Raw genomic sequence first — 5,934 nt, 5'->3', positions numbered from 1 at the left:
CCGCGCCTCCCGTCCGCTTCCTGGTCGCGACCACCGCACCCGGTGCGCAGCCGCTCAGCTCCGGGGTGCGTGCTCCGTCGCGAACGCGGCCCGCAGCGCCGTCGCGAGGTCGGCGACGTGCGGTTCCCGCAGCAGCGAGCTGTGCTCGGCGGCGATCCGTACCGTCTCGGTCTCCCCGCGCAGCAGCGCGGACCAGCCGGCGGCGTCGGGGTTCGCGTCGGCGAGCACGTAGGTGGCGCGCCCGTGGAACGGCGTCGGGTGGTGCCGTCTGGTCACGAGCTCGGCCTGGTCGAAGAACGCGTCGAAGTGTCGCTGGCCGCCGTGACGCAGGACGCCGGCCGTGTAGGCCCGGAGGCGCTTGGCGACGTGGTCGCCCCACGACGTCCCGGACGGCAGCACGCGCCGGAGTGCCCCGTCCACGCGCTGCCGCACGGCCCGCACGGTGGGGTTGCGGTGCTCGCGCGGCCCGAGCCGACCGAAGTGCAGCCGAGCGGTGTCGGACCCGGTCCGCGGCAGGTACGTGTCGAGGAGCGCGAGGTGCTCGACCTGCTCGCCGCTCTCGGTGAGCAGCCGGGCGATCTCCAGCGCCACCAGTCCGCCGAGCGAGTGCCCGACGAGCACGTACGGTCCCCGGGGCTGGACGATGCGCATCAGGGCGACCCAGCGGCGGGCGCTCCGCTCGATGGTCCAGTCCGGCACCCCGCGGCGTTCGAGCCCGTGCTGCTGGAACGCGTACACGTCGTGCTCGGGCAGGTGGCGCGACAGCGGCAGGAACGTCAGCGCCAGGGCACCGCCACCCGCGAAGCAGAACACCGGCGGACGGCCGCCCTCGCGCGCCTCGGACACCTTCACGACGTCGGGGTGCCTCGGCAGCGCGCTCGTCCCGCTCCGCACACGGCGGGCGAAGGCGCGGAGCGTCGGGTGCTCGAGCACGTCGGACGAGCGCAGGTCGACCCCGAGCCGGTCCTGCACGACGGCGAGCATCTCCTCGGCGGACAGCGAGTCGCCGCCGAGCGCGGAGAAGTCCTCGTCCAGGTGCACGCCCCGCAGGCCGAGCGCCTCGGCCCAGATCTGCCCGACGACGAGCTCCCACTGGTCGTACTCACCCTCGACCATCTCGGTCTCGACGCTCGGCGCCCCGGGGAGTCCGGCCCGGTCGACCTTGCCCCGCTCGTTCCGCGGCAGTTCGGTCATCGGCACGATCGACGCCGGCACCATGTACTCGGGCAGCCGGTCGCGGAGTGCCCGTCGGAGCGCACCCGGTGCCGGGGTGCGCTGCCCCGGCCGGCCGACCACGTAGGCGACGAGCCGGGTGACGGAACCGGGATCGACCTGTGCCGTCACGACCGCGTCGTGCACCTCGGGGACCGCGCGGAGCGCCGCCTCGACCTCGCTCGGCTCGACCAGGTAGCCGCGGACCTTCACGGCGTCGTCGGACCGGCCGAGCAGCACGAGCCGGCCGTCGGGGTCGACGCGTGCCAGGTCGCCCTGCCGCCAGCTCGGGGTCCCGACGGGGATGCCGACGGCGGACTCGGCCTCGCCGGTGCGACCGGCCCGTTCGGCGGTCTTCTCCGGCGCGCCCCAGTAGCCCGCGGTCAGGGCGTCGGAGACGACGACGAGCTCGCCGGTCTCCCCCGGGTCGGCCCGGCTGCCGTCCTCACGGAGCACGAGCACGGTCTTGCCGGGCAGTGGCCACCCGGCGGGCACCACGCCCTCGGGCACCGGCTCGCCCGGGGGCACCGGGCAGTACGCGACGCACGCGGTCTCGCTCGAACCGAAGGCGTTCAGGAGCAGCGTGTCCGGGTCCAGGTGCGGTCGGGCTGCGGCGAGGTCGGCGCCGGTGACGGGTTCGCCCGTGGTCATCAGGAAGCGCAGGCCGCCGAGCACCGGTGTTGTCCCGGCTGCGGTCCCGTGCGCTCCGGGGGCGCTCTGCGACCCGACGATCGAGCGCAGCAGGTGCGGGGTGCAGACGAGCACGTTCACGCCGTCGTCCCGGAACCGTCCGAGCAGCCGTTCGACACCGAGGTCACGCGGCTCGAGCAGCACGATGGTGCCGCCGCACAGCAGTGTGTCGAACGAGAACAGCAGCCCGGCCGCGAACGACAGCGGCAGGACCACACCGAGGCGGTCGCCGGGTCCGAGGCCCAGGGCGAGGGCATCCTGCTCGGCGTTGGCGATCTGCTGCCGGTGCGTCAGTACCACGCCCTTCGGCATGCCGGTCGAGCCCGAGGTGAAGACGATCGCGAAGGGGTCCCGCCCGCCGGGGGCGCCTGCGGCGTCCGTCGTGGGGGCACCACCGGGTGCGGTTGCGGTGTCCGTCGCAGGGGCATCGCCGGGTGCGCCCACGTCCAGCAGCTCGCCGAGTGCGTGCACCCGGCCGTCCCGCTCCGCGACGACACCGGCGGCCGGTGCCGCTCGTTCGGTGTCGGCCACGATCTCGTCGACTCCGGCGAGCCGGGCCACGTGCGCCAGCCGTGCGGCGGGCAGGTGGTCGTCGAGCACCACCACGGTCCGACCGGCACGCACCAGCGCCAGGATCCCGATCACGGCCTCGGTCGACTGTCCCGCCATCAGCCCGACCGGCTTCGACGCCCCGCCGGGGGTCTCGTCCACGCCGGCGCCGCTGTGGTCGTCGGGCCGGAGCGTCACGGTCAGGGCTGCGGCCAGCGCGCGCGACGCCCGGTCCGCCTGGGCGTACGTGTACGGACGGCCGTTCCCCGCGAGCGCGGCGGCGTCGCCCCGGAGCGCCACCACGCGGTCCCAGCGGTCCAGCACGGAGTGGTCGGCCGCTGCGGGGACGGCGGCTGGGTGGTGCCAGGGATCGATGGTCGTCAGCGGGTCGGCGGAGGTCACGATGACACCTCGGGTGCTCGGCAGCGGACCGCCACGACTCCCGCGACGGTCTTCCGACCGTAGGACCGCGCTCCCCGCGCACGCGAGCAGGTGCCGGGTGGGTGCGGGGAACCGCAACCCGGCCTGGAGGCGCGGCCCGCGCCCGCCACGGAGGCTGCGGATCCGGATCGATCGGTCCACCGCCCTGGGCAGTTCTCGCGCAGCGGTGGCTCATCGCTCGGGGATCGTGCGGTTCCGCGCAACCGCCCCGCGGAACGAGAACAGCCCCCGGGAGATCCCGGGGGCTGTTCATCAAGTGCTGGGGTACCTGGACTCGAACCAAGAACGACGGTACCAGAAACCGCTGTGTTGCCAATTACACCATACCCCAAAAGGCCTGTCGGCCTTCTGGCCCGGTCACCCGGGGCACGATCAACTACTGTACAGCATCCCGGAGGTCCGTGAGACCACCAACCAGGTCTCGGTGCACGGCAGCGGCGGTCGCGGCTCCGTGCCCGGCGGCGACGATGAGCTGTTCCGGGCCGGGCGGCGTGACGTCTCCCACGGCGTAGAGCCCCGGGACCGATGTCCGGCCGACCCGGTCGACCACCAGGAGTCCCTGCGGGTCGCGCAGCAGGCCTCCGAGCGACCCGGGCGTGTCGGCGTCCGCGGTCGTCGTCGTGCTCCCACCGACGTTGGCGCTGGCGTTGGCCTTGGTGCTCTCGCCGGCGCTGACGCTGGTGCTCTCGCCGGCGCTGGTGCCCGTGCTGGTGTGCAGCCAGTCGAGGTCCGCGTGCCACACCGGGCGGACGAACCCGCCGGCGCGTGGCTCGACGTGGCCGTCGGCGAGCCGGACGCCGGTCATCCCGGTGCGGTCCCCTTCCAGGTCCTCGACGGCCCGCTCGTCCACGACGACACCGGCCGCCGCCAAGCGTGCGCGACCCGCATCGTCGATCGGCGCGATGCCGTTCGTGTAGACGATCAGGTCGTCCGTCCACGACGCGATGAGCAGCGCGCGGTCGACCACGTCGTCGGTCTCGCAGATGAACGCGAGCGGCTGCCCGGCCTTGTCGTACGCATCGCACTCGACGCAGCTGTGCACCGCCGTGCCGTAGAACGCGCGGAGCATCGGCAGTGCCGGGAACTCCTCACGCAGCCCGGTGGCGACGACGACCGTCCGGGCGCGGGCGTCGAGCTCGGTGCCGCGCCACGAACCGTGCACCCGCCAGGCGTCCGTGTCAGGGTCCGGAGCCACCAGGTCGACGACGGACTGCACGACCGTTGCTTCCGGGTAGCCCTCGACCTCGGTCCGGCCGAGCTTCCGGAGCTCGAGCGGCGAGATGCCGTCCCGCGTCAGGAAACCGTGCGACCGCAGGGTGGCGGCGTTCCGGGGCCGATTCGCGTCGACGAGCAGCACGGTCCGCTTCGCCCGGACCAGGTTGAGCGCCGCGCTCAGGCCGGCCGGCCCGGCGCCGATGACCGCCACGTCGTGCACGATCGGCACGGTCTGCTCGGTGCTGCCCACGGTCGTTCAGCGCGCCGCGAGGGCGCGGAGCCGGGTCAGGGTGGACTCCTTGCCCAGGATCTCCATCGACTCGAACAGCGGCGGGCTGATCCGACGCCCGGACACGGCGACGCGCAACGGGCCGAAGGCCACGCGGGGCTTCAGGCCGAGCTCGTCGATGAGGGTCGCACGGAGCGCACCCTCGATCGACTCGGTGGTCCAGTCCTGCACCCCCTCGAGCGCCGCGATGCCCGCCGTCAGGACGGTCGCCGTGTCGCCCTTGAGCGAGGCCAGCGCGTTGTCCTCGACCACCAGATCGGCGTCGGCCGTGAACAAGAACCCGAGCATCGCCGGTGCCTCACCGAGCAGCTGCATGCGCTCCTGGACGAGCGGGGCGGCCTTCGTCAGGACCTCGAGCTGCTCCGGGGTCGCCGGGTCGCTGACGAACTCCGTCAGGTACGGCAGCAGGCGCGACCGGAAGTCGTCCGGTGCGAGCAGCCGGATGTGGTCCCCGTTGATCGCCTCGGCCTTCTTGTGGTCGAAGCGGGCCGGATTCGGGTTGACGTCGGTGACGTCGAACGCCGCGACCATCTCGTCGATCGAGAACACGTCGCGGTCGGGGCCGATCGACCACCCGAGCAGTGCCAGGTAGTTGACGAGCCCCTCGGGGATCATGCCGGCGGCGCGGTGGTGGAACAGGTTCGACTCGGGGTCACGCTTCGAGAGCTTCTTGTTCCCCTCCCCCATCACGTACGGCAGGTGTCCGAACACCGGGATGGACGGCGCGAGGCCGATCTCGTACAGCGCCTCGTACAGGGCGATCTGTCGCGGGGTCGACGACAGCAGGTCTTCACCACGGAGCACGTGGGTGATCCCCATCAGGGCGTCGTCGACCGGGTTGGTGAACGTGTAGAGCGGCTTGCCGTTCGGGCGGACCACCACGAAGTCCGGGAAGGTGCCCTGCTTGAACGTGATCTCGCCGCGCACCAGGTCGTCGAAGCTCAGGTCGCGGTCCGGCACACGCAGACGGAGCGCCGGCTCGCGGCCCTCGTCACGGAAGGCCTGGCGCTCGGCGTCGGTCAGGTCACGCTCGTGGTTGTCGTAGCCCTGCTTGGGATCACGACCGGCTGCCTTGTTGCGGGCTTCCATCTCGTCCGACGTGACGAAGGACTCGTAGATGTGTCCGGACGCCTTGAGCTTCGCGATCACGTCGTCGTAGATCGCGGTGCGCTCGGACTGCCGGTACGGTCCGTGCTCGCCACCGGCGTCGACGCCTTCGTCCCAGTCGAGCCGGAGCCAACGGAGCGCGTCGAGGATCTGCGCGTACGACTCCTCGCTGTCGCGGGCTGCGTCGGTGTCCTCGATGCGGAACACGAGCTTGCCGCCGGTGTGGCGGGCGTAGGCCCAGTTGAAGAGGGCGGTGCGGATGAGCCCCACGTGCGGGGTCCCCGTCGGGCTCGGGCAGAAGCGGACGCGGATGTCGGAGCCGGAGGCGGTGGTGAATGGCGCAGTCATGACCCGCCAACCCTACCGCGGCACCCGCCCGTCCTTCCTGCGCTGTGGATGACGCAGAACAACCCCGTAAACGCAGAAAACCC

At 72.6% G+C, this 5,934-nt stretch carries 3 protein-coding genes and 1 tRNA gene; all 4 read right to left on the bottom strand.

All coding sequences use genetic code 11. The features are described 5' to 3' along the window. Nucleotides 1-54: 54 nt before the first annotated feature. Nucleotides 55-2,853 (bottom strand): non-ribosomal peptide synthetase, encoded by a 2,799-nt coding sequence (locus H489_RS28230; RefSeq protein WP_152427248.1) that lies wholly within the window; start codon nucleotides 2,851-2,853, stop codon nucleotides 55-57. A gap of 298 nt (nucleotides 2,854-3,151) precedes the next feature. Then, nucleotides 3,152-3,223 (bottom strand) — tRNA-Gln (locus H489_RS28225). A 45-nt stretch (nucleotides 3,224-3,268) separates the two neighbouring features. After that, the gene (locus H489_RS28220) at nucleotides 3,269-4,357 is read right to left on the bottom strand and encodes an NAD(P)/FAD-dependent oxidoreductase (protein WP_017887117.1); all 1,089 of its coding nucleotides are present in this window, start codon (nucleotides 4,355-4,357) and stop codon (nucleotides 3,269-3,271) included. A 6-nt stretch (nucleotides 4,358-4,363) separates the two neighbouring features. After that, nucleotides 4,364-5,851 carry a glutamate--tRNA ligase gene (gltX, locus tag H489_RS28215; protein WP_017887116.1) on the bottom strand — a complete coding sequence of 496 codons (1,488 nt, stop codon included), beginning with the start codon at nucleotides 5,849-5,851 and terminating at the stop codon, nucleotides 4,364-4,366. Nucleotides 5,852-5,934: the final 83 nt, after the last annotated feature.

This window comes from Curtobacterium flaccumfaciens UCD-AKU (assembly GCF_000349565.1).
Classification (GTDB): Bacteria; Actinomycetota; Actinomycetes; order Actinomycetales; family Microbacteriaceae; genus Curtobacterium; species Curtobacterium poinsettiae.
The sequence above is the reverse complement of the archived record's forward strand: the minus strand, read 5'-3'. Positions and strand labels throughout refer to the sequence as shown.

Coding starts and splice junctions, on each gene's coding strand:
- gltX (WP_017887116.1), bottom strand. CDS start 5,851: ATGACTGCGCCATTCACCACCGCCTCCGGCTCCGACATCCGCGTCCGC.